Here is a 25,155-nt window from a genome sequence, read left to right on the forward strand (position 1 = left end):
GCCCTGGTATCCAACTGCAACGGGATTTGATCATGCATGATCCGCTGATGGCCTGGCTTGCCACCCTTCCCCACTGGAGCCTGGCGGTGATGGCCATTGCCGTCGCCGCGGCCCTGCACGGTCTTTTGAAGGTGATCCATCTTCGCCTGCGCGGGCTGGCAAACGGGCGCTTTCACCTGCTCAACGTCGCCGCCCTTGCCGTGCATCCGCCGCTGGTGTGTCTGGTCTGGTGCTATGGCGTCATGGTGGCGCTTTACTATCTGATCCCCGATGCGCTGGGCTGGCAGTCCACGATCATGACGCTGGCCAATGTGGTGGGTGTGTTTCTGGGGTTCTGGCTGTTTGTGCGGGTTTCGCGGCGCGTGATTGCGGTCATGGACCGCTGGTCGGACACCCGCCAGGGGTACTTCGAACGTTTTCTGGCGCCCTTTCTGGCTCGGGCCGCGGCGGCACTCTTTCCCATCTTTCTGCTCTTCTCGCTGTTTCCGCTTTTTGTCACCTCCGAGCGCTTCGATCTTGCCATTCACAACCTCCTCAGCATGCTGCTGATCACGAGTATCGCCGGCATTCTGGTGCACGGGGTCAATATCGTTGAGCGGGCCCTGCGTGAACACTACCGTGTCGATGTGGCCGACAATCTGGCCGCGCGCAAGGTGCACACCCAGATCGCCGTACTGCGCAAGATCGTCAACTTTCTCATCGTGCTGGTGGCGCTGGCCTCGATACTGATGCTCTTTGACAAGGTGCGCCAGCTCGGTACCAGCATTCTCGCCTCGGCCGGCATCATGGGGGTGATCCTGGGTTTCGCTGCGCAGAAAATCTTCGGCAACCTGCTGGCCGGGATACAGATTGCGCTGACTCAGCCCATTCAGCTTGATGACGCGGTAGTGGTTCAGGGCGAATGGGGCTGGATCGAGGAGCTGACGCTGACCTACGTGGTGGTCAGGCTCTGGGACTGGCGACGGCTGGTGCTGCCGATCAACTGGTTTCTCGACAATCCGTTCGAGAACTGGACGCGAAGGACCAACGACCTGATCGGCAGCGTTTTTCTGTATGCCGATTTCTCGCTGCCGCTGGATGCGCTGCAGGAAGAAGCCACCCGCATCGCGCAGAATTCGCCGCTGTGGAGCGGCGTGGTATGCAAGGTGCAGCTGCTGGAGATGACCGAATACAACATGCAGTTGCGCGTGCTGGTCAGTGCCCGCGGTGGTGGCGACACGTTCGATCTGCGCTGCGAGATGCGTGAGGGGCTGATCCGCTTCATCGCCCGGGAATATCCGGACGCTTTCCCGCGCATGAGAGTGATGATGCCGGATCGCAACAGCCTGCACGGCGAGCAGGAAGCCAGCCCTGCGCCGACCGGGGAAACCACGCTGACCCAGGCGCCGGAAGACGTAGCGGGCGAGGACCGGACACCGAACGGCCCGGCCCCCAACTGATCAACCGAACCCGAGGTCGCCTCGGGTACTACTGCCCGGCGCCGGCCATCAGATCGGCCTGAATCACCTCGATCCAGTAGCCGTCCGGGTCCTTTACGAACACCACGTTTTTCATCTTCCCATCATTGGCACGCTTGATGAACTCGACCCCCATGTCCTCGAACCAGGTCTCGGCGCTGTCCAGATTGGGTACGTTGAAACAGATGTGGCCATAGCCCTGCGGGTCCGAATTGCCATTGTGATAGGCAAACTCCGGATCGTCCTCGGTGCCCCAGTTGTGGGTCAGCTCCAAAAGCCCGCGCTGGCTGAAGGTCCAGATCGTGCGCTCATCCGGGTCTTCCGGCACGCTGTCTTCCGGAGAAAGCTGAGTCAGAAAATAGAGCGTGAATTGCATCTCGGGAAACTCGAGCTTGCGCAGCAGGCGCATGCCGAACACGTGGGTATAAAAATGCAGGGCACGCTCCGGGTCCTTGATGCGCACCATCGAGTGGTTGAGCGTAAAGCCCGCCGCAGCGGTCGGAATTTCCTCGGCCACACCCGGGGCCTTCTCGGTAAAGGTGGTCATATGTCTCTCCTTTAAAACGTGTGGGTGCCAGTGTCGACCATGCCGGGCTTCCCTGCCACGGACGAGCGCATTTTTGGCCGGAGAGCAGGCAATGCTGCTGATTCAGAAATGGCGCGGTCCTTATTGCGTCACGGCGGGCCTGTGCATATCAATATGGGGTATGCCATCTTCCTCGTAAGGTTCGCTGACGGCGACAAATCCAAAGGATGAGTAGAAGGTTGTCAGGTAGACCTGCGCGCCAATCCTGATGCCCAGGCCCGGATAGATTTCCTCGGTGAAACGAATCGCTTCACTCATCAGCGCCCGGCCATATTGGTGCCCGCGAAAGGCCTTGAGCGTCATCACCCGACCAATCGAGGGCTCGGCGAACTTGTCGCCAGGCCCGACAAGGCGGACATAGGCGGCCAACTGATCGTTCACGGTTGCCAGCAAATGCCAGGCCAGCGGATCAAGCGCATCCACTTCCTGATAAGCGCACTGCTGTTCCACCACAAAGACCGCTTCGCGCGCGGTCACGATCTCGTAAAACTCGCGCGTGCTGAGCGCATCAAATTTTGACCAGCGAAACTCCAGGGACATGCCGGCTTCTCCTGCCTGTCGCGTTGTTTTTCGAGTATCGAGTGTACAAAAAGGAAAAAGCAGAATGCTGAGAATTTATGGGCGGACCAGTTCCTACAACGTGCAGAAAGTGCTGTGGCTGGCCGACGAACTCTTGCTCGATTACCAGCACATTCCTGTCGGCGGCGAACATGGAGGACTGGATCGCCCTGAATTTCTGGCCATGAATCCGGGTGGGCGTATCCCGGTCATCGCGGATGGAACCATCAGCATCTGGGAAACCCATGCCATTCTTCGCTACCTGGCGGCGCAGTACGGCAATGAGGAGTTTCAGCGTGATACGCCGGCCGCACAGTCTTTGATCGACCGCTGGGTCGACTGGTCGCTGTCAGAACTGGAACCGGCCTTTTTTGGCGGTATCTTCTGGGGGTATTACCGAACGCCGGACGCGCAGCGTGATCAGACGGCCATTTCAAGGGCGCTAAAGCGTTGCGATCAGCTTTATCAGCGCCTTGATGATCAGTTGCGTCATCAACCCTGGCTCAGCGGTGAAACGCTGGGGCTGGCCGATATACCCGCCGGTACGACGCTGTATCGCTACTTCGAAATGGACGGTATTTCACGACCCGAGCTGCCCCATGTTCGACGCTGGTATCAGCAGCTGCAGGCAAGAACCGCCTATCAACAACAGGTCATGCGACCATTCAGCGAATTGAAGGGCCGTCTGGCCTATTAGAAAAAGACGTTTTTTGATCACTGCCGGAGACATTTCATGCTGGGCATCCATGATCTTGCCATTTTCATGCTCTCGGGCCTGATCCTGAACATGACGCCGGGGCCGGACTCGCTTTTGATCGTGGCGCGTACCGCCGCAGGCCGATGGCAGCAGGGCGCGGTGACGGCGCTGGGCATCAGTACCGGCACACTGGTGCATGTATTTGCCGCAGTTCTTGGGCTCTCGGCCATTCTGGCCACCTCTGCGATGGCGTTCACGGTGGTGAAATGGGTCGGGGCGCTCTATCTGATCTGGCTGGGCTTATCGGCGCTTCTCAAGCGTCACCATTCAACGCCACAGACACCTGCACTCCGCATCAGCGAGACCCGCCTGCGCACGCTGTTTCGTCAGGGCTTTCTGACCAACGTGCTCAACCCCAAGGTAGCGCTGTTTTTCATGGCCTTCATGCCGCAGTTCATTGACCCGGCATCGACGCTCAAACCGCTTGCCTTTCTGACCCTGGGCCTGATCTTTGATGTCGTGGGCACCCTTTGGAGCGCTGTCCTGATCGCCGCTGTCACCCTGGGTGGGCAGCGCCTGCGCCCCGGTGCCAGACTCAAGGCGTGGCTTGAGCGCAGCGTCGGCATCATGTTTGTGGCATTAGGCGTTCGACTGGCGCTAACGCGAACGCCTTCTCTGACATAAAAAAATCCGGCGCCCTGGGCGCCGGATCCTTCAACCATGACCGCTAGTCAAAATAACTGAACGTCTCGCCGGACTTGATGTTCAAAAGCGTTTCATAAATCAGACGGATCACGTTTTCGACGTCCTCGCGCTGCACCATCTCGACCGTGGTATGCATGTATCGAAGCGGCAGCGAGATCAGCGCCGAGGCCACACCGGTGTTGCTGTAGGCAAAGGAATCGGTGTCGGTGCCGGTGGCACGTGACTTGGCGACCCGCTGGAAGGGAATATTGCCCTTTTCGGCCACGTCCAGAATGCGCTCGCGCAGGCGGTTCTGTACGGCCGGCGCCCAGGCAATGACGGGGCCGGCGCCCATCTTGTTGCTGCCTTCCTTCTTGGGATCGATCATCGGCGTATGGGTGTCGTGGGTCACATCAGTGACGATCGCCACATTCGGCTGGATACGCTCGGCAATCATCTGCGCCCCGCGCAGGCCGACTTCTTCCTGCACCGAGTTGACGATGTAGAGACCGAAATCGAGCGTCTTGCCGTTTTTCTTCAGAAGACGCGCCACCTCGGCGATCATGAACCCGCCCACGCGGTTATCCAGCGCGCGGCAGACGAACTTGTTGCCGTTGAGCACGCTGAAAGTGTCCGGGTAGGTGATCACACAGCCGACGTGGACGCCGAGCTTTTCGACCTCTTCCTTGTTGTCGCAGCCCACGTCGATAAAGATGTTGTCCGGCTTGGGGGCCTGTTCTTCGCTGCCCGGGCTGCGGCGGGTATGGATCGCCGGCCAGCCGAACACGCCTTCGACGATGCCGTTTTTGGTGTGAATGTTGACCCGCTTGGACGGTGCGATCTGATGGTCGCTGCCGCCGTTTCGAATCACGTAGAGCAGGCCCTCGTCGGAGATGTAGTTCACATACCAGCTGATCTCGTCGGCATGCCCTTCGATGACAACCTTGTAGTCGGCATCGGGATTGATCACGCCAACCGCGGTGCCGTAGGTATCGGTGAAGAACTCATCGACCCATGGACGCAGATAGTCCATCCACAGCTTCTGGCCTTCCCACTCGTAGCCGGTGGGCGAGGCGTTGTTGAGATAGCGTTCGAGAAAGTCCAGCGACTGGTCGTTCAAAAGCGGGGTGTTGTCACTCATGGTCTGTCCTGTTGATGCAGTGATTCAGGGATCAATCGATCCTTACGCCCTGACCATGGCGCGAAACCGTCCTTTCGTCCAGCGAAACACCGGAAGCGATGCCTCTGTCAACGACAGCTCACCGCAGAAGCCTCAGGTTCATGCAAGCCTCTCGCCCACTCCAGCACGATGTTTGACCCTTGCCCCACCGTACACTCAAGCGCGGATTTCCTGCCCTTCACCCCCGTGACCAAAGCAGGTTGCTCTCAGGAAAATGCCGGCCCGGCATGATTACGGCTCAGGCAGTTCCGCCCTCTCAAACACTGGAGTGCAGGGAAGCGCCATGGAAGCCATTACCCGAGTCTCGGTGCGCGTCGTGCAGCGCTACCTGCCCAGTGCCTTTGTGCTGGCCGTCATGCTGACAGCCATTGTTGTCATGCTCGGCATGGGCATTACCCGACAATCCCCCATCGAGATGGTGACGTACTGGGGAGATGGCTTTTCAGAGCTTTTCAAATTCGGCATGCAGATGACGCTGGTGCTTTTGACCGGCTATGTGCTGGCGCTGACGCCGGTGGTTCAGACTGCCCTGTCCGGGCTGACGCGGCGGGCCGGTTCGCCGCGTCAGGCGATCCTGCTGACCATCGTGGTCAGCTTTGTCTGCTACTACCTCAACTGGGGCTTCGGCATGGTGGCAGGCGCCATTCTGGCGCGAGAGATGGGTCAGCGGGTGGCGGGCATCCACTTCCCGCTGCTGGTCGCGGCGGCCTACGGCGGTGAGCTGGTACGCGGTCCGTCGTCGTCGATTCCACTGGTGATTGCCACACCCGGGCACTTCATGGAGGACGCCATTGGCATCGTGCCGGTATCGCAGACGCTTTATTCCGGCTGGAACATTGCCCTGACGCTTTTGCTGCTGGCGCTGCTGCTGGCCTTTTTCGCCCGTCAGAAACAGCCCGAGCACATCGTCACCCTGCAGATGACCGACCAGGCCGTCCCGGAGCCCGTGCCACCACCTGCGACCCATGACGGCACGCCCTCGGATCGCATCGAGCACAGCCGGCTGCCGACCCTGTTTCTGGGGGCCATGGCAGCGCTTTATCTGATCGCCCAGGCCGTTACCGGCAGCTTCAGCATTGACCTCAACACCGTGATCCTCTTTTTCCTGGCGCTGGGGCTGTTGCTCCATCGAAGCCCAAAGGCCTATCTGAGCGCGGCGGAAAAGGGCGTCAGCGCCGCCCGTGGCATTATCGTGCAGTTTCCGCTCTATGCCGGCATTGCGGGCATGATGACAGGCTCCGGTCTGGTCACGCATTTCTCGGAGGCCGTCATTTCACTGGCCACGCCGGCCACCTTCCCCATCCTGACCTTTCTGTGTGCCGGCATCGTCAATTTCTTCATTCCCTCCGGCGGCGGTCAGTGGGCCATCCAGGGGCCGATCATGATGGAGGCGGCTGCCGCCATTGGCGCGGACCCCGCCCAGACCATCATGGCCTTCACCTGGGGAGACGGCTGGACCAACCAGATCCAGCCCTTCTGGGCCCTGCCGCTGCTGGGCGTGGCAGGCCTCTCGGCACGCGATATCATGGGCTATCTCATTGTCTGGCTCGCCATCTCGGGGCTGGCCATCGGGGGCGTGTTTGCCGCACTGGCCCTGATGGGTTAAGCGCGATCGCCCGAACCATCGGGAACAACGCAAACGCAACAGCAGGCGCCTTCCGGTTTCAACCGACCTTGCCAGCCCCACAGGGGCTCTGACCGTCATCCGCTCTTTCACGCCCCCGCCAGTTCTCTATCGGGTGCGCCAGTCACTGTTTTACCGGCACAGGCCAGCATTGTCAGATCTCTTCCGGGGGATTTGACGTGCGTCAATAAATGAACAGCGTTCGCTTGTCACAATGGTGGCACGCCATTCAATGGATCGGGTCAGGCGATGATCGTCTGAGGGGAGCCCGAACCACACCGAAATATCTGTTCAGGGGAACCAGACACATGCGCGCGCTGCCGCTTATTTCCATTGCCGCACTGGCACTCGGCGCCACCATGGGCACCGCCCAGGCCGCTGAATCCACCTACGGTCAGGACGATTTTTTCACCCGTGCCGGCCTTGCCAAGGTGTCACCCAAGGATGACAACGGTGATTACGATTCACTCGGCGTGGACGAGGTCGACGTCGAGGATGGCCGTGGTTTCGCCATCACCTTCGGCTATCGCTTTCTCGACAAGTGGGGCGTGGAGCTGCTAGCGGCGCAGCGCTTCAAGCATGATTTCAATCTGGACGGCGATCACGGCGGCTCGGTCAAGCACCTGCCTCCGACCCTGACCCTGCAGTACTACCCGCTGGGCGGCACCGATGCCCGCGTGCAGCCCTATGTTGGCGCCGGGATCAACTACACCCGGTTCTCGGCGGAAAACGTCAATATCGAAGGCGCCAGCATGGACATGGAGAACTCCTGGGGCTGGGCCGGTCAGGTCGGTGTGGACCTCGTCCTCAACGATCACTGGGCCCTGAACGCCGCCGCCTGGTATCTGGATATCGATTCCAATGTAACGGCCAGCGCCGGGGGTGAAACCTACAAGACACATCTGGACATCAATCCGGTCGTCATCATGAGCGGCATCAGCTACCGCTTCTAAACCACCCGATGCCTTAACAATCACTACCCTTTTTGCACCGCACTCTCGACCGGTGCTGACCCGACGGTTTCGGCCTGCCGTCGGGTTTTTTTATCCCCTGGCACGGGCCTCAAACCTGCTCTGATCACCCGCAGTGATGGCGCACCTTCAGTGCCGACAGGCATCCGTGTCGGTCAGGGCTCGAAAACGCATGACGCTCGCGGTTAATATCGAGACCTCTGCTGCCGATCGGAACCTGCTCATGTCACTGTTCGCTGCCCTTGGCTTCTCCCTGCACCGGGCCCGGCGCCTGCGTGAGGCGTCCCTGCTGATGATGCTTTTGTGGCTGGCCGGCTGCGCCGGCAACCCGGAAATGCAGACCAGTGACATGATGGGGTCCATTTCCGAGCAGCAGGATCTCTCGATCGAGCGCGTGCTGGTGATGAACCATGCCCGTGACGCGCTGGGGACACCCTATCGCTATGGCGGCACCACGCCTGCGGGCCTGGACTGCAGCGGCCTGACCCAGACCAGCCTTCTGGCCGCCGGCATCGAGATCCCCCGCACTTCCCAGCAGCAGTTTGACGCGCTTGAGCGCATCGACCGCGCTCGCCCGGGCGATCTAATGTTTTTCGGTTCGGGGAACCGAGTGAGCCATGTCGGCATCTACATGGGCAATAATCAAATGATCCACGCGCCGGGCAGCGGTCGGCAGGTCAGCATTGCCCAACTGGGCAACCGCTACTGGCGCACTCACTATCGCGGCGCCGCAGCGCCGGCCCCCTGAGCGGACCGGCCCCTTACCCATCTGTCACGAAAGAGAGCCCTGCATGATCGACCCTACACGCTATCGGTGGCTGGCGGTGCCGGCCCTGTTGTTGACCCTGACCGCCTGCGATCAGACCGGTGATGATTCACAGGCCGGCGATCAGGGCAATGCCCGGGGCAGTGAGTCCTCCACGCCAGAGGCCGCCGGGGCTCAGGATCAACAACAGGATCTTTCCTCTACCTTCGTCGACCGTACGATCACCGACCCGAACTGCAAGGGCGACAACTGTGCCAGCGTTGAAGTGCACATGATCCAGTTCGACAGCGACCCGCAGCTTTCCAGCGATATCGAACGGCGCCTGGTCCGGATGGGCAGTCCGATCAGCGACTCGGTCGTGGCAGCAGAGGCTCTCCCCGCCACCGTGGAGGCCTATGCCGAAGATTTCTTCGATCAGAGCACCGAGGCCAATCAGGACTCGGACAATCCCCGGCCCTATAGCTCAACGCTGGAAGCAAAGGAGATCAGCCGCCACGATGATCTGCTGGTACTCGAACTGCAAAGCTATGTGATGACCGGTGGCGCCCACGGCATGCCGGGCACCCACTATATGGTGATCGATGAAAGGACCCATCAGGTCGTGACACTCGATGACATGCTCAAGGAAGGACAACAGCCCGCCTTCGAGGCGGCGCTGAAAAATGCCTGGCAGGACTGGCAGAACAACAGCGACGCGGGTAGGACGCTTGATCCCCTCAACTGGCCGTTCTCATCCAGTGACAACGCCGCACCGCTTGAGGACAGCATGGCCGTCACCTACGACGCCTACACGCTCGGGCCCTATGCCATCGGCCAGCCCACGCTGACCATTCCCTATAGCGCCTTGAGCGATATTCTAAAGCCGCGCTTCATCCCCGCCACTGATACCCAATCGGCTCAGTCGGCCCACTGAGCCGGTCACGACGGCCGGAGGTGTCATGTCACGCGAGCTTTTACAGCATCCCTTCATGAGCAGGGCAGCGCTTGAGCACTTCACCACCCCGGCGCTGATCAGGGCCATGTTGGCCTTTGAGCTGGCGCTGGCGGATAGCGAAGAGCAACACGGTATCCTGCCGGCGGGCACGTACCTGGCCATGGCACATCATCTGACGCCCGAGGTCTTCGATGCCGTCGCGCTCGAGACGGATACCGTCCTGGGAGGGAACGCCGCCATCCCGTTTGTGCAGCAGGCGAAGGCCGCGCTGCCTGAGTCACTGAGACAGTGGTATCACCATGGCGCCACCAGCCAGGATGTGCTGGATACCGCACTGATGCAGCTCAGCGCACAGCGACTGCCGGTGATGCTGGGGCTTGTCGAGCGCAGCCTGGACGCTCTGGCGCAGTTGATGCGTGATCACGGTGACACCCTGATGATCGGTCGTACTCTGATGCAGCAGGCACTGCCGACCACCTTCGGAGTGCGTGCCGCGCAGTGGGCGCTGCAGCTGGATGAGGCACGCCTGCGGCTTTCAGATATCGATGCTGCTGGCCTGCCGGTCCAGTTTGGCGGCCCGGTAGGCATTCATGGCGGCCTGCCGGGCGGGCTGGCCCTGATGGAGACGCTGGCACAACGGCTGGGACTGCACGCGCCCCTGCTGCCCTGGCACACCAACCGCCAACCCATCCATGCCCTGATGAGCGCTCTGGATGCACTGGCCGTTGCCGCCGACAAGATTGCCGGCGATATCATCCTGCTGGCTCAAGGCGAGCTTCAGGAGCTGGCCGAACCCGCCGGCGAAGGCGTGGGGGGCTCATCGTCGATGGCCCACAAGCGCAATCCTGTCCGTTGTACTCTGATCCGTGCGGCCAGTCGTGGCATCCACGGTCATGTCACCACCTTCCTTCATGCCGCCAGCCAGCCACTGGAACGAGCTGCCGGGGAGTGGCACAGCGAATGGGCCACCCTGATCGAATCCCAGCAGCTGCTTGAAGGCGCCCTCGACCAGCTGGCCATAACCCTGGAGGGACTGGAGGTTCATATTGATGCCATGGCGCACAATCTCGCCGCCACGCACTCATCGGATGCCAGAGCGCAGCTCGGCAGCGCTCATGACCAGATCGCTCGGGTGCTGGAGCACCTGGGACGATAGCCATGGCACGAGCCCCACACTTTTGCGCATCACGCCTGCCATCTTTATTCGCGGTGCCTGAGGGGTCGTAAGACTTTCCGATCCCTGCCGCGCGCAACAATCGTCTAACGTGTGCTCATTCGCGGCCTCGAGAATCACTTCAGCACACTTGTTTGCCCCCCTCCCCACCAGAATGCCAACAGGCTTCCATCAATCAATACGCGCTTCGGTTGCCATCGCAACGCTCTCTCAGCGAGGTCACCATGCGGTTTCTTTCCCTGCATCAGCGCCGGATTGCCTGGCGACTGACCGGTGCCGAAGCAGCACCGCTTCTGATTCTGGCGCACCCTCTGGGCATGCATCAGGGCATCTGGGATGAGCTGCTGCCTCATCTGCTGCCTCATTTTCGCCTGTTGAGCTGGGATCTGCCCGGCCATGGCGCCAGCGCGCCCATACAGCAGGCCATCACGCTGAAAACGCTGGCCGACGACGCCGTGGCATTGGCCGATGCCGTCGGAGCCGAGCGCTTTTATTTCGTGGGCACCTCGATCGGCGCGGCCATCGGCCAGACGCTGCTTCAGTATCACCCGCAGCGTCTCAAGCGACTGATGCTGACCAGTACCGGCGCCACGATCGCTACCCCGCAGGACTGGCACGAGCGGGCAGAACGCGTCCGACACGAGGGACTGGCGGCGCTGGCCGACACCCTTGCCCCTCGCTGGTTTTCTCTCGCGACACGTACGACCTGCCCCGACCTTGTCGAGGGCTGGACGGCACAACTCGCCCGGAGCGACGGGGAAAGCTACGCCCGACTGTGCGAAGCGCTGGCCGACTTCTCCACCTCGCGTGACGATCTGGAAGAGAAACTGCCTCCGCTGGCGCTGCTGGGAGGTATGGAGGATGTGGCCACGCCCCCTGCCGCACTGAAGGCGCTGGGACGTCTGCTGGATGATGCCCCGGTGACGCTTCTGGAAGACATCGGCCACGTGCCGGCCGTTGAGGCCCCCGAAGCCCTGGCGCGACATCTACACCAGGCCCTGCGCTCATCAGAGAGGCCTACCGGGGAAGGTATCGGCTTCGAGACGGGTCTTGAAGTGCGTCGACGCGTACTGGGCCCTGAACATGTGGCCCGTTCACTGGCGGCGGCGACCGATCTTGATATGCCCTTTCAGTCGCTGATCACCCGCACCGCCTGGGGCGAGCTCTGGGGGGACGAGACCCTTAGCGTGACCCAGCGCAGCATGATCACGCTGGCGATTCTGGCCGCGCTGGGCCGCGATGGTGAGCTTGCCCTGCACCTCAAGACCGCCCATCGCACCGGTGTAACCGTCGAAGAACTACGCCAGGTGCTGATGCATGTCGCGACCTATGCCGGCGTGCCTGCAGCCAATCACGCCTTCGCTCTGGCCTGCCAGCATGGCTGGGGCGATCAATGACAAGGACAACACCATGCCCGGCGATTCCGACACCGCCTTCAATCCGGCACTCAATGGCCCTGTAGAGCAACACCAGCCTCCGCAGGTGTTTGATGCCTATCAATCCACGCGCCTGAGAGGGCCCCGCAACAACCTCATCATTACACCGAGAGGCCTGGCCGAGCGTACTGCGCCGGTATACGGCCATCACAATCTCGGGCGCGAGGACAATGATCTGACCCTGCAGCATGCGGGCACGCCGCTGGGACAAAAGATCGTGATTGCCGGGCAGATACGCACTACCGACGGCCAGCCGGTGCCCAACGCCCTTGTCGAGCTGTGGCAGGCCAACGCCTCCGGACGTTATACCCACAAAAAGGATCAGCACGCCGCACCGCTGGACCCCAACTTCTCCGGTGCCGGGCGCACCCTGACCGATGCGCAGGGTTATTACTGCTTTATCACCATCGCGCCCGGTGCCTACCCGTGGGGCAATCACTTCAACGGCTGGCGCCCCGCCCACATCCATTTTTCGGTGCTTGGGGCTGCCTTTTCCCAGCGTCTGGTCACACAGATGTATTTTCCCGGCGACCCGCTGCTGGCGATCGACCCGATTTACATGGCCAACCCTGATCGACGCGTGCGCGAACTGATGATTGCCCGTTATGACCGTCGCTTCGATATTCCGGGACAGGCGCTGGGCTATCGATTCGACATGTTTCTGGGTCCCCACGGCACCCCTCTGGAGTAACCCCATGCCCCATCGAGAGATTACCGACCAGGTGCCGACACCGCAGCAGATCATGCGCGATGCACATGCCCATCCTCCGGCGCCTGCCCATCTACCCACCGGCACGCAGACCGTAGGCCCCTTTTTTCATGACGCGCTGCTGCCCGACGGCGACATCAGAATGCTCCGGGGCAACGATCTGCCCCCGGGACGGCGTATCCGGTTGCACGGTCAGGTGTTTGACGGCGCAGGCCAGCCGGTTAACGACGCGATGCTCGAGTTCTGGCAGCCCGATGGCGAGGGGCACTTTCATACCCAGCATGCCCGCCCCGATTTCGACGGGTTTGGCCGCGTTGCGACCCAGGAGGACGGCAGCTTCTCGATACTGACACTAAAGCCTGGCCGCACGGCGGCGGAATCTCCCCATATTGCCGTCCATCTGTTTGCCCGCGGCCTGCTGCATACGCTGGCCACACGGTTTTATTTTGATGATGAAGACAACGATGGTGACCCCGTGCTGGCTGAAGTACCGGTCGAGCGCCGGGCGACCCTGCTGGCCCGACACGATGACACGGACGTCTACCGTATCGACATTCATCTTCAGGGTGCGCAGGAGACCGTGTTTTTCGAGCATTGATCATGTGCGGCGAGGCCGTCCCATTTCGATACAGTTCATGGAGTCGTCAGGATGCGATCGATTGCGACCGTCTCTCTCAGCGGTGATCTGGGCAGCAAGTTCGAAGCCGTGGCCCGGGCCGGCTACGACGGCATCGAAATCTTTGAAAACGATCTGCTCACCTGGAACGGTGCCCCGGAAACCGTGCGGGCGCTGGCCGAGTCACTGGGTCTTGTCATCATTGCCCTTCAACCCTTTCGCGACTTCGAGGCCATGCCCGAGCCTCATCGCAGCCGCAATCTTGTCCGCGCCGAGCGCAAGTTTGCCCTGATGAAGGCGCTGGGGACCGACTTCATGCTGATCTGCAGCAACACGTCACCGCTGAGCGTGGCGGATGATGCCCGCGCCGCCGAGGACCTGCGCGAGCTGGCCGAACGCGCCGCGGCGCACGGCCTGCGTATCGGTTTCGAGGCACTGGCCTGGGGGCGCCATATCAACGACTATCGCCACGCCTGGGCGATCGTTGAGCGTGCCGATCATCCGGCGCTGGGCCTGGTGCTGGACAGTTTTCATGTGCTGGCCCCGGGCCTGCCGACAGCGCCGATCGCCGACATTCCGGGGGAGCGGATCTCTCTGGTGCACCTTGCCGATGCCCCCCTGATGCAGATGGACCTGCTCAACTGGAGTCGCCACTACCGCTGTTTTCCGGGTCAGGGCGGGCTCGACATGGCAGGCTTCATGCGCGCGCTGGGGCGTACCGGCTATAAAGGTCCGCTGTCGCACGAGATCTTCAATACCGATTTTCGCATGGCCTGTGCTCGCGATACGGCGCTGGATGGCATGCGTTCGATGATTCTGGTCGAGCACCTGCGTGATGAGACGCTCCCCCAGTCCCCCCCGGCACACTCACCGAGCTTTCAGGGCATCCATTTTCTGGAATTTACGCTGGACGAGGCGCAGGCCAGAGCGCTGGGGGAGATGCTGATCCTGCTTGGTTTCTGCCACATCGGCCGTCATCGCTCCAAGAACATTGACCTCTGGCGTCAGGGTGAGGTGCATCTGGTGCTCAACATGGACACGCACACCTTTGCGCATACCTACCGACTCATGCACGGCCTGTCGGTCTGTGCCATCGGTGTTCGTGCCGAGCATCCCGAGCAGACCATGGCGCGGGCGCAGACCTACAGGGCCTGTGCCTTTGAAGGCCCGACAGGCCCGGGCGAGCTTCGCCTGCCGGCCATTCGCGGCATCAACGACAGTCTGATCTATCTGGTAGACCCGGAGACTGCCCGCGACCGGCAATGGCGCACCGACTTTCTTCTGTTCGAGGCCTCCGACCACCTTGAGGCCGGCATCACCGGCATCGATCATCTCTCCACGGCCGTGGCGCCCACGCAGCGGCTGCGCTGGCAGCTCTTCTTTCGCACCGTGTTCGGCCTTGAGGCCAGCACCGAACATGAAATGGTCGACCCCAACGGGCTGGTCGTCAGTCAGACGCTGGTGAGCCAGGATCAGACCCTTCGTCTGGTGCTCAACACCTCGCCTGCCCATGACACACTGCCCGGACGCTTCATGAATGAGGGCCGGGGCGGCATTCAGCAGATCGCACTGGCCACCAACGACATCTTCGCCACGCTGGATCAATTGATCGCCAGGGGCCTGAGTCTGGTGCCCATCCCGGACAACTACTACGACGATCTGGCGGCCCGCACCGAGCTGGACGACGCGCTTCTGGAGGCCATGCGCGCGCGCCACATCCTTTATGATCAAAGCGAGCATGGCGAATTCCTTCACGCCTATACCGATCTGTTTGACGGGCGCTTTCATTTCGAGATCACCGAGCGTCGTGGTGACTATACCCAGTTCGGCGCCGTCAATGCCCCGATCCGATTGGCCGCACAGTCACGCCGTCATACCGTGACGGCACGGGCATCCTGACCGCATCGGTCGTTGGCATGAGGGCGTGATGCAACCGGGCACCGGCCGTGGCAGGATAGCGCTTTCGACCCGGCCGCTGCCGCGTCACGCCCCCACTGCCCGGAGTCACAATGAACGTTTTGATCCTCAACGGCCCCAACCTGAATCTGCTGGGCAAGCGCGAGCCCGATATCTATGGCCATGAGACGCTGGCCGACATCGAAAACGCCATTCGCCACCGCGCCTTCGACCAGGGCGTGAGCACCGATTTTCTCCAGACCAATCACGAAGGCGTGATGCTCGATCGCATCCATGAGGCGCGCGGACGCTTTGAGGCCATCGTCATCAATCCGGCCGCCTGGTCGCACACCTCGGTGGCCCTGCTGGATGCGCTCAAGGCCTTTGAAGGACGCGTGATCGAGGTACATCTGTCCAACATCCATACCCGCGAGGCGTTTCGCCACCACTCGTATATCTCTTCGCGCGCCGAGGCGGTCATTGCGGGCATGGGCAGCTTCGGCTATCTCGCCGCCATCGATTTTCTGGCGCGCTGACACCACAGCTCAAAAAGCGTCGAGCCCATCACGAGACCGTCAGGCGGCCTGCGTTGCCGCGTTGAGACAAGGATGATCCATGAGCAGCATCGTTGATGCGCTGTCCCCGCTCTTTGCCCTGATCGCGCTGGGCGCCGTGCTGGGCTGGGCGCGCTTTCCCGGCGGTGAATTCTGGCCGCGGCTCGAGCGCTTTATCTACTACCTGCTGTTTCCGGCCATGCTGGTGGCCACGCTTGCCTCCGCCGAGGTCAGCCGGGTATCGGTGCTGCCGCTGGCGATCACGCTGGTGGGTACCATGGTCCTGCTGGGTGGCGTGCTGTGGCTGGCACGTGGCTGGCTGGCGCTGTCACCGCCGGTGTTTACCTCGGCCTTTCAGGGCGTGGTGCGCTTTAACACCTATGTCGGCGTGGCCGGTGCTGCAGCGCTTTACGGCGAGCCGGGGCTGACCGTGGCGGCCGTCGCCATCGCCCTGATGGTGCCCACGGCCAATATCCTCTGCGTACTGGCCTTTATCGTCTCCGGGACGCAGGGGCCGGCCAGTGTCGGCAAGAGCATGCTGGCACTGGTGCGCAATCCGCTGATTCTGGCCTGTCTGGCGGGCGTTGGGCTCAACGTCAGCGGTATCGGGCTGCCCGGCGTCAGCGCTCCGGCCATCGAGCTTCTGGGACAGGCGGCCCTGCCGCTGGGACTGGTGGCAGTGGGGGTAGCCCTGCGCCCGAAAGCACTGTGGCGCGGGGGCCGAGCGTTCTGGCTTTCAAGCGTGCTCAAGCTGATCATCACACCGCTGCTGGTGCTGGGTCTGGCCTGGCTTTTTGGTCTGCACGGTGTGGATCTCGGCGTTGCCCTGCTCTTTGCCGCCCTGCCCACGGCGACGTCTGCCTATATTCTGGCCCGCCAGCTTGGCGGCGATGCCGAGCTGATGGCAGCGATCATTACCGGCCAGACACTGCTGGCCATGCTGGCCATGCCCGTGATGCTTGAGCTGCTCGGCGCCTTTTGATCGTTGGCCGCTCTGATCCGCTATGCTTGGGAATACACGATACTTTTCAGGAGGCCCTGCATGGCCGAGCTCACGCTTTTCTATGACGGCAACTGTCCGCTGTGCGTCAACGAGATCAACCATCTAAAGCGCCTTGATCAGGGTCGGCGCATCGAATTTGAAAACATTCACGCCGAGGATTTCACGAGCCGCTATCCCGATGTGGACCGTGAGGAAGCCAGCGCCATTCTGCTGGGCGATGTTCACGGTCAGCGCATTCGCGGGCTGGACGTGACCCATCGCGCCTGGTCGCTCGTCGGCCGAGGCTGGCTCACCGCGCCGCTGCGCTGGCCGCTGATCCGCCCCATCGCCGATCGGGTCTATCTATGGTTTGCCCCCAGGCGCTATCGCATTTCAGGCTGGCTCACCGGCCGGCAGCGCTGCGATACCTGCAGCGGCACCTGCTCAACGCCGCCGAACAAACAACACCGCTGATCAGCCAAAGCGGCACGGACTGAAGGCCGCCATGGCCGGGTTGCTGTCCTTGCCGGCCATCGCCTCGGCCAGCCACTGGCCGGTGACAGCGGATGTGGACAGTCCGATATGACCGTGGCCGAAGCCGAACCATAACCCCGGATGCTTCGAGGCAGCACCAATCACCGGCAGACCGTCCGGCATGGAGGGGCGCCGGCCCAGCCACGGCTCGCCCCGTGCCTGCCCCAGAGCAAGCACATCACGAACTCGAGGCAGTATGCGGGCAAGCTGGTGCGGCGTGGCGGTTCGGTCGCGCCGATCAAATTCGATGCCGGTCAGTATCCGCACGCCGTCATTCATCGGTGAGCAGACAAAGGCACCGTCAACATCATAAAAAGGCGCGAGCAGTGTCTGCCCGTTAACCAGCGAAAATTCCTGATGATAGCCCCGCTCGAACGCCATCGGCAGGCGATAGCCCAGCGGGCGTACCAGCTCCATCGACCAGGGCCCGGCACAGACCGCAACCTGATCAAAATGTCGCTCGTGACCGGCCACACGATATCCCCGGGCACCGGGTTCGATCCCTTTTGGCGTATCGCAGCGCCATTCACCACCGCGGGCCACAAACAGGGCCCGGTAACGCTCGACCAGCGCGCCGGGGCTGTCCACATGCGCGGTGTCGGGAATACGCACGCCCAGGGTGTAGTGTTTCGAGGCGCCCTCGAACACCGTCTCCAGCATCTCGCCTTCCAGCAGATCGAAGCGGACACCATTGCTTTTCCAAAGCGCACGTTCGCCTGCAATGCGCTCAAGCGCCCCGGGCTGTCGATAAAGCCTGGTCCAGCCCCGCTCGTGAAAGAGCGCGCTTGCCCCGGCCGGCCCGGCCAGGTGCCGGTGCGCCGCCAGAGCCGGCGTGATCAGGGCGTTGAGTGCCGCAGCACGGCGCCCGACCGAGGCCGGCTCACAGCCGCGCATGAAGCGCCAAAGCCAGGGCGTGATGCCAGGCAATGCAGCGGGCGCAATGCGAAGTGACGGATCACGGTTGAGCAGATATCGAGGCAGGCGTGACAGCACGCCGGGAATATTGAGCGGAATGACCGAGGCGTGCGTAATGACGCCGGCATTGCCGTAAGAGGTCATTTCCCGTTCGATCCGTGGGGCGAACAGCGTTACGTGAAAGCCACGCTCCTGAAGCGACAGCGCCGTACAGCTGCCCACAATACCGCCGCCCAGCACGGCCACCGATAAATGCATCATGCCCTACCCCGATAACCAGAAAGCAAACCCGACAAGGGTGAAATAAATCGTGACCGGCAGCGCCAGCATCATGGTTTTGACCGGGTCCACCCGCGTTTTGAGAATACCGCCGACCAGCCCGGTGACCACAAAGGTGGTCAGTCCGACCGGCGGCATCGACTGACCGGCCATTGCCAGCTGTGCCGCCCCCATGGCGACGGACACCGGGTCCTTGCCCAGATGCGTCAGTGCCGGAGCCATCATGCTCACGATCATGGTCTGCGCCGTGGTCTGCGAGCCGGTCAGCATGCCCACGCCCAGGGTGGCCAGCCCACCGACGGTCGCCATCAGATGGGGCGCAAGGTGACGCGTCGCCTGCTGCACCACATCAATCAGCCCCGCCTCATAAAACACTCCGACCATGATGCCGGCGCAGAGCTGGATCTGCACCGTACGCGAGACGTTTCGAAGTCCGCAGACCACTATGGCACCGGTCTGGCGGCGCACCTCGGCAAAGGCCAGCGTGACCAGCAATGCCACAAGGATTGCCAGCACCACCCGAAACGCCAGCCCGCGCAGCACCGGAACGCCTTTCAGCATGGCAACGCCCTCGGCGATCCCTGGCAGGCGCTCAAAGATATTAAAGCCGAGCGAGGCGGCGATCACGATCACCAGCAACACCACCATCGGTATCAGCGTGCGCCAGCGAGTGCGCAACACGACGCTCAACGACTTCGGGGCATCCACGGCAGCACCTGTCGCCCCACGTGAGAGCCAGACACCCACCAGCATGGCGATCACCACGCTCACGCTCATGGTGAGATAGGCCCAGCCCAGAATCTCGCCTGGATCAATGCCGGTCAGTGAGGCCGCCAGAAAAAAGGACTGCGAAATGGGCGGCATCCCCGAACCGATCACCGCCCCCATCACGATAATGACCGCAATGCGCTCACCGCTCAGCCTGAGCGCGGCCAGGGTGGGAATGACCAGCAGCCCGATAACGGTGGCTGCTGCAATGGCATCACCCAGCAATGACCCGCTGAGCACCAGAGTCATGATCACGGCACAGACCAGCCCCGCCGTAGAGCGTCCAAACAGGGCCCGAAAACTGTCGAGTGCCGTCTGCATGGCCCCCAGGCGCACCTGGGATTCGGCATACAGACTGCCGGCCACCGACAGCATGATCACCCAGGCCAGCTTGTCGATCCCCTCGATGGCAGCGCCGGCCACTTCAACCGGTGACAGACCGCCCAGCAGCGCAGCAGACATGGCCGCACTCAAAAGCCCAACGATGACATTGCCGCCGATACGCGGAATGGGCAGCAAAATGATGGCAAACAGCAGGGCAACGGGAACAAGCACCAGCCACATGGCAGTTTTCCTTGTTGTTGTATCGATGTTATTCGAACGCTGACATGGCCGGGTGCCTCTAAAGGCGTTCGCAGTGACGACCGTGCCTCATGGCGGGGCGAATGTCATGTCTTTCGATGACAAAAGGAAGGAAAGGGAGAAGGTCACGTGAGCGGCCAGGGGCACCTGAATGGCGCGCCCCTGGTGTTCCCTGCCGAGATCGACAAAAGGCGTGCTGGTTACTCGGTCAAGAAGCGATAGATCGTGTGGCTTTCAAGCGTCTCGCCGGGCTGGAGAAGGGTTGACGGGAAGCCCGGCTGGTTGGGGGAGTCCGGAAAGTGCTGGGTTTCCAGCGCCAGTCCGGAGCGATGACCGTAGGCCTGGCCACTTTTGCCGGTGACGCTGCCATCCAGAAAGTTGCCCGAATAGAACTGTAACCCGGGCTCGGTGGTCCAGACCTCCAGCACCCGGCCGCTTTCCGGCGAGGTCACCCGTGCGGCGCGCTCGGGCGTGGCGGACGGCGCCTGCCTGAGCACGAAGTTGTGATCATAGCCCTTGCCGCGAGCGAGCTGCTCGTTGTTGGCCTCGATGCGGGCACCGATCGGCATGGGACGGGTGAAATCAAACGGCGTACCGGCGACCGTGGCGATTTCGCCGGTCGGGATCAGCGTGTCGTTGACCGGCGTGTAGCTGGCCGCATCGATGGTCATGACGTGATCGAGAATGCTGCCACTGCCTTCGCCATTCAGATTGAAATAGCTGTGCTGGGTCAGATTGACCGGCGTGGCCCTTGTGGTGCTCGCGCGGTAATCGATGGCAAGCGCATCGTCATGGGTCAGGGTGTATTTCACCTCGACCGACAGCTCACCCGGATAGCCTTCCTCACCATCGGCGCTGGTATAGCGCATCACCACGCCGCTGCCCTCGCTTGAGGAAAAGGGCGTGGCCTGCCAGAGCTTCTGATTGAAGCCTTCATCGCCACCATGCAGATGGTTGGGACCATCGTTGGTCGCCAGCTGATACGTCTGACCGTCAAGCGTAAAGCGCCCATCCGCGATGCGGTTGCCGTAGCGCCCGATCAGCGCGCCGAAGTAGGGATTGAGCTTTTTGTAGGCCGGCGAGAGATAGCCCTGCAGTGAATCGAAGCCGAGCACGATATCGGCCTTGTCGCCGTGACGATCCGGCGTCTCGAGTGAGGTGATGATGCCACCGTACTCGATGACCTCCATATCGACATTACCGCCGCTATTGATGCGATAGCCGTGCACGGTACGCCCGTCCGGCAGGGTACCGAACACGAACCGCTCAACGCCGGGCGGCATGGCCGTCGAGGTCGCATCGGATGACGAGGCCGCCATGGCCTGGCAGGCCCCCAGTGACAGGAGACCGGCACTCAGAAAGACAAGAGACCGCAGGGAAGGTTGTTTCATGGACATGCTCCAGACCCGTTGAAAAAAGACCCGCCAGCGCTCAGGCCCGCTGACGCCGTTGCTGCTTCCAGCGGTCAAACAGCACGGCCAGCAGCAAAATGGCACCGCGCACCAGGTACTGATAGAAGGTCGGCACGTTCAAAAGCCCCATGGCGTTCTGTACGCAGCCCATGATCAATACGCCCACCAGCACGCCGGTGATCGAGGCCACGCCGCCGGAAAGCGCCACGCCGCCCAGTACACAGGCCGAGATGACCGCAAGCTCCAGCCCCATCGAGGTATTCGGATCGCCCAGGCCCATCCGCGAGGTCAAAAGCACCCCCGCGATACCGGCCACCAGCCCCTGCAAACCGAACACGATGATCTTGAGCCGACGCACGTTGACCCCGGCCAGTGCCGCCGCTTCCGGATTGCCGCCGGTGGCCAGCACGTTGCGGCCAAAGGCGGTCAGGTTAAGCACGAAGCCAAAGATCACAAAGCAGATGATCATGGTCCATACCGGCAGGGTCAGGCCCAGAAACGAGGCGCTGCCCAGCTCGAAAAAGCCCGGCACGGTAATCATGACCGCATCGCCACCGGAGGTGATGTAGGCCAGCCCCCGCACAAACTCCATGGCCGCGAGCGTGGCAATCAGCGAATTGATGCCAAAGCGCGCCACCACGAAGCCGTTGAACATGCCCACCAGCGCACCGGCGGCCACCCCGGCCAGTGCGCCAATCACGACACTCCCCGAAGCGCTGGTCACGACTGCCGCGCTGACGCCTGCAAACGCCACGATCGAGGCGACCGACAGATCCACTTCACCGAGCGCCAGTACCATCATCATGGTGGTAGCAATGGTGCCGATGATGGTCACCGACAGCAGCAGACCGACCATATTACGGCTGGTCAGAAAGTCCGGGATCGCCACCGCCAGTGCAATAAAGAGCACAATGAAAATGGCAATCAGCCCGGAGGTATCCAAAAGGGTGCGCAAGGGCTTGATCAACCCCTGACGTCCGCTGGGGCGCGCCGTCTCCATCTGGCCGCCCTCGGCGGCGTGAACGCTTTTGTTGCTACTCATGATTCAATGTCTCCAGACACCGTATTGTTATTGCCACCGGATGTGGTTATGGCCATCGTGCTCAGGCCGGCAGCGCCAGGCCCAGCAGCCGCTCGGGCGTGGCGGCGTCGCGATCGACGATGTCGACCAGCGCGCCGTTTCGCATCACACCGATGCGATCGCAGATCGCGCTGACCTCGGTCAGATCGCTTGAAATGACCACCACGGCCTTGCCCTGATCGGCCAGGTCATAGAGCAGGTTGTAGATATCGCGCCGCGCCCCGACATCGATGCCGCGGGTCGGCTCATCCATCACAAACAGCTCAATTTTCTCGGAGAGCCAGCGTGCGAGGATGACCTTTTGCTGATTGCCGCCGGACAGCGTGCTGATACGGGTGCGCGGGCCGGGCGTGCGAATGCGCAGTTTTTTGATGTAGTCGCGGGTGTTTTCCAGCTCGCGTCTGGGGTGTCGCCACAGCCCCATGCGCTTGAAAAAGCGTCGGCAGCTGATGTTGAGATTGTCGGTGACGCTCGCCACCGGAAAGATACCCTGCGACTTGCGATCCTCCGGACACATGGCGATACCCGCCCGAATCGCATCGCCCGGGGAGGAGAACCGTCCGGTTCGGCCATTGAAGTGGATCTCGCCGCCCTTCGGCGCCTCCACGCCACATACCAGCCGCATCAGTTCGCTGCGACCTGCCCCGACCAGACCAAAAAATCCGAACACCTCACCGCGACGGACCTCGAAACTGACCGGCGCGGCAAGCCCTCGCCCTTCCAGGTTCTGGACCTTCAGGATGACGTCGCCGGTCTCGCGGCTGCGATAGCCGTAGACATCCTCGATATCACGCCCGACCATCTCGCTGACCAGCTGATCCTGGGTGAGCCCTGCCATGGTCTCGTGGGTGCAGATATGGCGGCCGTCACGAAAGACCGTGACGGCGTCGCACATCTCGAACACCTCCTCCATGCGGTGGGTGACATAGAGCACGACCCGACCCTCATCGCGCAGGCGCTTGACGATGCGCTTGAGCTGTCGTGTCTCCTGCACCGACAGCGAACTGGTCGGCTCGTCAAAGGCGATGATGCGGGCATCACGCAACAGCGCCCGGCCGATCTCGATCATCTGCTGCTGTCCGATCGAAAGGTCGCGCACCTTTGTCGATGGATGGACGCTGCCCTCCCCCAGCTCCTCGAGAATCATCAGTGCCCGCTCACGCAGCCGTTTGCGATCCACGATGCCGTAGTGCTGAGGCAACTGTCCCAGCAGCAGGTTTTCCGCCACCGACAGGTTGGGCGAGAGCGTGAGTTCCTGATAGATGATCGCAATGCCCAGCCGCAGCGCCTCGCGGGCATTGGCGAAGACATGACGCTCGCCACCGACCCTGAGGGCACCGTCGGTGACGCGGTTCACACCGCTCAACACCTTGAGCAGGGTCGACTTGCCGGCGCCGTTTTCGCCCATCAGGGCGTGCACTTCACCGGCGCGGGCGTTGAAGTTCACCCCATCGAGGGCCCGAACACCGGGAAACTCGACGGTGACGTTTTCGACGACAAGCCAGGGGTCGGCCTCGGCGGCCACGGCCCCCTTGACCGGGGCCACACTCATAGCTGCAGTTCCTTGCGGACGTCCTGCCAGTTGTCACGTGTCATCAGGGTGCCGGTGGTTTCGGTATCGGCCGGCGGCTGCTTGTCTTCGGTGATCCACTGATAGAGGTTTTCAGCGCTCTGGCGACCGTGCATGGTCGAACTGACGGCCACGGTGCCGTAGAAGCCGGTGGGCTTTTCACGCGAGAACTCGGCGAAGGCCGCACCCGAGCCGTTGATGCCGACACCGATGACATCCTCCGGTGACAGGCCATACTGCTCGCTGGCGCGCACGCCGCCCAGCACGCTCTCCTCGTTGAGGGCATAGATCACCCAGTGATCAAACTTGCCGTACTTGGAAAACATCGGCGAGGCCGCGGCAAAGGCACTGGTGGTGTCAGTGTTCTGTTGCGGGGCATCGATCACGTTGTCCTTGTTGAAGCCGGCATCGAGCAGCGCCTGGGTCGCTCCGTCGGTACGCTCGCGGGCAGTGGGCAGCTCGTTGTTGGAGATACGCAGGGCACCGGTATTGGCCATGTCCCAGCCGCGACGCTTCATCTCCTCGGCAATGGCGTTGCCGACCTGCTCTCCGATCTTGTAGCCCGACATGCCCAGATGCGGCACCTCGGTCATGGGCTGGCCGTCACTCCCCACGAACTGGTCATCCACGGTCACGACCTTCATGCCGTACTGCTTTGCCCGGTTGGCAATCGCCATGCCAAGACGTACATCCGGCGGACAGATCACAAAGCCCTGCGCGCCCTGAGCGTTGAGGTTATCGATGGCGCTGAGCACCTGCTGACCGTCTTCACCGGCCAGACGTACCACGGTAAAGCCCTGTTCCTGACCCAGCTCGCTGGCGGCGCGCTGCTCGTTGATAAACCAGGCCTGTTCGGGTTTTTTGACGATAAAGCCGATCTTGACGTTGTCATCACTGGCATGCGCCATGCTCAGCGGCACCAGGGCCATGAGCGTGGTGGCAATCACACGGGAAAAGGCAGGTAGCAGGGACATCGTGGACTCCAGGCCCTCGTGGGGCAGGTTATTGTTCAGGGGTGATCAAGGGCGCCGTATCGCGCCAGTGAGACACCATGGCCAACATACGGCGCGACTTAAGTGGCGACTAATGCGTCAAGTCATCTGAAGCGATATCGAAAAGGCTATGAGGATTGGATAAAGCCAGTGCACATGCCCTTTGCCGCCAGAGCGCCTGGTGCGGGCGCTGAGACT

24 protein-coding genes are annotated in these 25,155 nt (G+C 62.0%); 15 read left to right on the top strand and 9 right to left on the bottom strand.

All coding sequences use genetic code 11. The annotated features are described in order from the left end of the window. The first annotated feature begins 32 nt into the window (after nt 1–32). On the top strand, nt 33–1,439 hold the full coding sequence (locus tag B9G99_RS05095) for a mechanosensitive ion channel family protein (protein ID WP_086621033.1): 1,407 nt from the start codon (nt 33–35) through the stop codon (nt 1,437–1,439). 28 nt (nt 1,440–1,467) lie between these two features. On the opposite strand, the gene gloA is transcribed toward B9G99_RS05095, so the two are convergent. After that, on the bottom strand, nt 1,468–2,004 hold the full coding sequence (gene gloA, locus B9G99_RS05100) for a lactoylglutathione lyase (protein ID WP_086621034.1): 537 nt from the start codon (nt 2,002–2,004) through the stop codon (nt 1,468–1,470). Between the two features lie 120 nt (nt 2,005–2,124). After that, complete coding sequence (locus B9G99_RS05105; protein WP_086621035.1) at nt 2,125–2,583, bottom strand: GNAT family N-acetyltransferase; 459 nt, start codon at nt 2,581–2,583, stop codon at nt 2,125–2,127. Between the two features lie 64 nt (nt 2,584–2,647). On the opposite strand from B9G99_RS05105, the gene B9G99_RS05110 reads away from it, so the two are divergent. Together B9G99_RS05110 and B9G99_RS05115 are read left to right on the top strand one after the other, a co-directional pair. After that, complete coding sequence (locus B9G99_RS05110) at nt 2,648–3,298, top strand: glutathione S-transferase family protein (protein ID WP_086621036.1); 651 nt, start codon at nt 2,648–2,650, stop codon at nt 3,296–3,298. Nucleotides 3,299–3,334: 36 nt separating this feature from the next. Next, nucleotides 3,335–3,982 carry a LysE family translocator gene (locus tag B9G99_RS05115; protein WP_086621037.1) on the top strand — a complete coding sequence of 216 codons (648 nt, stop codon included), beginning with the start codon at nt 3,335–3,337 and terminating at the stop codon, nt 3,980–3,982. Between the two features lie 43 nt (nt 3,983–4,025). Here the strand turns inward: B9G99_RS05115 and B9G99_RS05120 are convergent, their stop codons facing one another. Next, complete coding sequence (locus tag B9G99_RS05120) at nt 4,026–5,123, bottom strand: M42 family metallopeptidase (RefSeq protein ID WP_174678756.1); 1,098 nt, start codon at nt 5,121–5,123, stop codon at nt 4,026–4,028. Between the two features lie 322 nt (nt 5,124–5,445). On the opposite strand from B9G99_RS05120, the gene B9G99_RS05125 reads away from it, so the two are divergent. The 12 genes from B9G99_RS05125 (at nt 5,446) to B9G99_RS05180 (ending at nt 17,298) form a co-directional block, all read left to right on the top strand. Next, a complete protein-coding gene (locus tag B9G99_RS05125) occupies nt 5,446–6,768 on the top strand; it encodes a short-chain fatty acid transporter (RefSeq protein ID WP_086621038.1) in 1,323 nt (440 codons plus the stop codon). Between the two features lie 326 nt (nt 6,769–7,094). Further along, nucleotides 7,095–7,739, top strand: a complete 645-nt coding sequence (locus tag B9G99_RS05130) for an OmpW/AlkL family protein (RefSeq protein ID WP_086621039.1) — start codon at nt 7,095–7,097, stop codon at nt 7,737–7,739. 190 nt (nt 7,740–7,929) lie between these two features. Continuing rightward, entirely contained in the window at nt 7,930–8,505 is a 576-nt protein-coding gene (locus B9G99_RS05135; protein WP_227875938.1) for a C40 family peptidase, read from the top strand. Nucleotides 8,506–8,548: 43 nt separating this feature from the next. Continuing rightward, nucleotides 8,549–9,436, top strand: coding sequence for a DUF3298 and DUF4163 domain-containing protein (locus tag B9G99_RS05140; RefSeq protein WP_086621040.1), 888 nt, complete (start codon nt 8,549–8,551; stop codon nt 9,434–9,436). A gap of 25 nt (nt 9,437–9,461) precedes the next feature. Next, nucleotides 9,462–10,613, top strand: coding sequence for a lyase family protein (locus B9G99_RS05145; RefSeq protein ID WP_086621041.1), 1,152 nt, complete (start codon nt 9,462–9,464; stop codon nt 10,611–10,613). 242 nt (nt 10,614–10,855) lie between these two features. Then, nucleotides 10,856–12,028 carry a bifunctional 3-oxoadipate enol-lactonase/4-carboxymuconolactone decarboxylase PcaDC gene (gene pcaDC / locus B9G99_RS05150; protein WP_086621042.1) on the top strand — a complete coding sequence of 391 codons (1,173 nt, stop codon included), beginning with the start codon at nt 10,856–10,858 and terminating at the stop codon, nt 12,026–12,028. Nucleotides 12,029–12,041: 13 nt separating this feature from the next. Further along, nucleotides 12,042–12,758, top strand: coding sequence for a protocatechuate 3,4-dioxygenase subunit beta (pcaH, locus tag B9G99_RS05155; protein WP_086623297.1), 717 nt, complete (start codon nt 12,042–12,044; stop codon nt 12,756–12,758). A gap of 4 nt (nt 12,759–12,762) precedes the next feature. Continuing rightward, nucleotides 12,763–13,374 (top strand): protocatechuate 3,4-dioxygenase subunit alpha, encoded by a 612-nt coding sequence (gene pcaG, locus B9G99_RS05160; RefSeq protein ID WP_227875939.1) that lies wholly within the window; start codon nt 12,763–12,765, stop codon nt 13,372–13,374. Nucleotides 13,375–13,425: 51 nt separating this feature from the next. Beyond that, on the top strand, nt 13,426–15,291 hold the full coding sequence (locus B9G99_RS05165; protein ID WP_086621043.1) for a bifunctional sugar phosphate isomerase/epimerase/4-hydroxyphenylpyruvate dioxygenase family protein: 1,866 nt from the start codon (nt 13,426–13,428) through the stop codon (nt 15,289–15,291). Between the two features lie 110 nt (nt 15,292–15,401). After that, a complete protein-coding gene (aroQ, locus tag B9G99_RS05170; protein WP_169712217.1) occupies nt 15,402–15,824 on the top strand; it encodes a type II 3-dehydroquinate dehydratase in 423 nt (140 codons plus the stop codon). A 79-nt stretch (nt 15,825–15,903) separates the two neighbouring features. Beyond that, the gene (locus tag B9G99_RS05175) at nt 15,904–16,824 is read left to right on the top strand and encodes an AEC family transporter (RefSeq protein ID WP_086621044.1); all 921 of its coding nucleotides are present in this window, start codon (nt 15,904–15,906) and stop codon (nt 16,822–16,824) included. Between the two features lie 60 nt (nt 16,825–16,884). Next, entirely contained in the window at nt 16,885–17,298 is a 414-nt protein-coding gene (locus B9G99_RS05180; protein WP_086621045.1) for a thiol-disulfide oxidoreductase DCC family protein, read from the top strand. Here B9G99_RS05180 and B9G99_RS05185 read toward each other — a convergent pair whose 3' ends face one another. The 6 genes from B9G99_RS05185 to B9G99_RS05210 all read right to left on the bottom strand — a co-directional run bounded on the left by B9G99_RS05185 (nt 17,299) and on the right by B9G99_RS05210 (nt 24,939). Continuing rightward, nucleotides 17,299–18,534: an NAD(P)/FAD-dependent oxidoreductase gene (locus B9G99_RS05185; RefSeq protein ID WP_086621046.1), complete on the bottom strand. Its 1,236-nt coding sequence runs from the start codon at nt 18,532–18,534 to the stop codon at nt 17,299–17,301. A 3-nt stretch (nt 18,535–18,537) separates the two neighbouring features. Continuing rightward, nucleotides 18,538–19,884 (bottom strand): TRAP transporter large permease subunit, encoded by a 1,347-nt coding sequence (locus B9G99_RS05190; RefSeq protein ID WP_086621047.1) that lies wholly within the window; start codon nt 19,882–19,884, stop codon nt 18,538–18,540. Between the two features lie 218 nt (nt 19,885–20,102). Then, nucleotides 20,103–21,293 carry an aldose epimerase family protein gene (locus B9G99_RS05195; RefSeq protein WP_335617630.1) on the bottom strand — a complete coding sequence of 397 codons (1,191 nt, stop codon included), beginning with the start codon at nt 21,291–21,293 and terminating at the stop codon, nt 20,103–20,105. 40 nt (nt 21,294–21,333) lie between these two features. Then, complete coding sequence (gene araH, locus B9G99_RS05200) at nt 21,334–22,356, bottom strand: L-arabinose ABC transporter permease AraH (protein ID WP_086621049.1); 1,023 nt, start codon at nt 22,354–22,356, stop codon at nt 21,334–21,336. Nucleotides 22,357–22,417: 61 nt separating this feature from the next. After that, a complete protein-coding gene (araG, locus tag B9G99_RS05205; RefSeq protein WP_086621050.1) occupies nt 22,418–23,947 on the bottom strand; it encodes an L-arabinose ABC transporter ATP-binding protein AraG in 1,530 nt (509 codons plus the stop codon). Further along, complete coding sequence (locus B9G99_RS05210; protein WP_086621051.1) at nt 23,944–24,939, bottom strand: arabinose ABC transporter substrate-binding protein; 996 nt, start codon at nt 24,937–24,939, stop codon at nt 23,944–23,946. Before B9G99_RS05210 ends, araG begins: the two co-directional genes overlap by 4 nt. Nucleotides 24,940–25,155 lie beyond the last annotated feature (216 nt).

It is taken from the genome of Kushneria konosiri (assembly GCF_002155145.1).
GTDB classification, from domain to species: Bacteria; Pseudomonadota; Gammaproteobacteria; order Pseudomonadales; family Halomonadaceae; genus Kushneria; species Kushneria konosiri.

Excerpts from the sequence above, each read along its gene's own strand:
- pcaH (WP_086623297.1), top strand. The coding sequence starts at position 12,042 with ATGCCCGGCGATTCCGACACCGCCTTCAATCCGGCACTCAATGGCCCT.
- aroQ (WP_169712217.1), top strand. The coding sequence starts at position 15,402 with ATGAACGTTTTGATCCTCAACGGCCCCAACCTGAATCTGCTGGGCAAG.
- B9G99_RS05190 (WP_086621047.1), bottom strand. The coding sequence starts at position 19,884 with ATGTGGCTGGTGCTTGTTCCCGTTGCCCTGCTGTTTGCCATCATTTTG.
- B9G99_RS05120 (WP_174678756.1), bottom strand. The coding sequence starts at position 5,123 with ATGAGTGACAACACCCCGCTTTTGAACGACCAGTCGCTGGACTTTCTC.
- B9G99_RS05140 (WP_086621040.1), top strand. The coding sequence starts at position 8,549 with ATGATCGACCCTACACGCTATCGGTGGCTGGCGGTGCCGGCCCTGTTG.
- B9G99_RS05110 (WP_086621036.1), top strand. The coding sequence starts at position 2,648 with ATGCTGAGAATTTATGGGCGGACCAGTTCCTACAACGTGCAGAAAGTG.
- pcaG (WP_227875939.1), top strand. The coding sequence starts at position 12,763 with ATGCCCCATCGAGAGATTACCGACCAGGTGCCGACACCGCAGCAGATC.
- B9G99_RS05195 (WP_335617630.1), bottom strand. The coding sequence starts at position 21,293 with ATGAAACAACCTTCCCTGCGGTCTCTTGTCTTTCTGAGTGCCGGTCTC.
- gloA (WP_086621034.1), bottom strand. The coding sequence starts at position 2,004 with ATGACCACCTTTACCGAGAAGGCCCCGGGTGTGGCCGAGGAAATTCCG.
- B9G99_RS05135 (WP_227875938.1), top strand. The coding sequence starts at position 7,930 with ATGACGCTCGCGGTTAATATCGAGACCTCTGCTGCCGATCGGAACCTG.
- B9G99_RS05175 (WP_086621044.1), top strand. The coding sequence starts at position 15,904 with ATGAGCAGCATCGTTGATGCGCTGTCCCCGCTCTTTGCCCTGATCGCG.
- B9G99_RS05130 (WP_086621039.1), top strand. The coding sequence starts at position 7,095 with ATGCGCGCGCTGCCGCTTATTTCCATTGCCGCACTGGCACTCGGCGCC.
- B9G99_RS05095 (WP_086621033.1), top strand. The coding sequence starts at position 33 with ATGCATGATCCGCTGATGGCCTGGCTTGCCACCCTTCCCCACTGGAGC.
- B9G99_RS05115 (WP_086621037.1), top strand. The coding sequence starts at position 3,335 with ATGCTGGGCATCCATGATCTTGCCATTTTCATGCTCTCGGGCCTGATC.
- pcaDC (WP_086621042.1), top strand. The coding sequence starts at position 10,856 with ATGCGGTTTCTTTCCCTGCATCAGCGCCGGATTGCCTGGCGACTGACC.
- B9G99_RS05105 (WP_086621035.1), bottom strand. The coding sequence starts at position 2,583 with ATGTCCCTGGAGTTTCGCTGGTCAAAATTTGATGCGCTCAGCACGCGC.
- B9G99_RS05180 (WP_086621045.1), top strand. The coding sequence starts at position 16,885 with ATGGCCGAGCTCACGCTTTTCTATGACGGCAACTGTCCGCTGTGCGTC.
- B9G99_RS05185 (WP_086621046.1), bottom strand. The coding sequence starts at position 18,534 with ATGATGCATTTATCGGTGGCCGTGCTGGGCGGCGGTATTGTGGGCAGC.
- araG (WP_086621050.1), bottom strand. The coding sequence starts at position 23,947 with ATGAGTGTGGCCCCGGTCAAGGGGGCCGTGGCCGCCGAGGCCGACCCC.
- B9G99_RS05125 (WP_086621038.1), top strand. The coding sequence starts at position 5,446 with ATGGAAGCCATTACCCGAGTCTCGGTGCGCGTCGTGCAGCGCTACCTG.
- B9G99_RS05145 (WP_086621041.1), top strand. The coding sequence starts at position 9,462 with ATGTCACGCGAGCTTTTACAGCATCCCTTCATGAGCAGGGCAGCGCTT.
- B9G99_RS05210 (WP_086621051.1), bottom strand. The coding sequence starts at position 24,939 with ATGTCCCTGCTACCTGCCTTTTCCCGTGTGATTGCCACCACGCTCATG.
- araH (WP_086621049.1), bottom strand. The coding sequence starts at position 22,356 with ATGAGTAGCAACAAAAGCGTTCACGCCGCCGAGGGCGGCCAGATGGAG.
- B9G99_RS05165 (WP_086621043.1), top strand. The coding sequence starts at position 13,426 with ATGCGATCGATTGCGACCGTCTCTCTCAGCGGTGATCTGGGCAGCAAG.